This is a genomic window from Oleiphilus sp. HI0067 (genome assembly GCF_001635735.1).
Genome location: NZ_LWFI01001223.1, coordinates 1 through 760, shown reverse-complemented (window position 1 = coordinate 760; position 760 = coordinate 1). Strand labels below are relative to the sequence as shown.

At 48.0% G+C, this 760-nt stretch carries 1 protein-coding gene; it reads left to right on the top strand.

Annotated elements, in window-relative coordinates; translation table 11 throughout:
• The coding region (locus tag A3739_RS18545; protein WP_197472428.1) for a sigma-54-dependent Fis family transcriptional regulator at window positions 1–760 on the top strand (760 nt) is incomplete at both ends.

The window sequence follows — 760 nt, the reverse complement described above, 5'->3', positions numbered from 1 at the left end:
CCTCGGTGAGAGTGCCGAACTCAAAAAGCTCAACAAACAGGTTATTAAACTCGCTCGCAGCCAAGCGCCAATATACATCTCTGGTGAATCCGGAAGTGGTAAAGAATTGGTTGCACGTGCCATTCATGCCAATGGTGTCAGACGTGATGGGCCATTCATTCCAGTTAACTGTGGCGCGATACCAAGCGAGTTGATGGAAAGTGAGTTTTTCGGACACTTAAAAGGTAGCTTTAGTGGGGCTCATCAAGATAAAGATGGCCTGTTTAAAGCGGCGGATGGCGGCACTTTGTTTTTGGATGAAGTGGCTGATCTACCCTTAGATATGCAGGTGAAATTGCTTCGTGCTATTCAAGAGAAAGCGGTGCGTGCCGTAGGCGGTGAGTCTGAAGAAGCCGTCGATGTGCGCGTTTTGAGTGCAACGCATAAAGATCTTCAAGCATTGGTCGACGACGGCAGTTTTCGACAAGACTTGTTCTACCGCATTAACGTCATTAACTTGCAGGTACCTAGCTTGCGCGAACGCCAAGATGACGTAGCGCTATTGGCAACGCGTTTCTTGTCGAATATCGCTCAAGAATGTGGGGTCGATAACGCGTCCATCGATGCCAATGCAATGCAAGCGCTTAAAAGCTATAGCTTTCCTGGAAACGTGCGTGAGTTAGAGAACATCATTGAACGTGCGTTTACGCTGTGTGAAGACGATATTATTCGTGAACAAGATCTGCAGCTAGATAACAGCCCGCGCTTATCTCCAACCCAG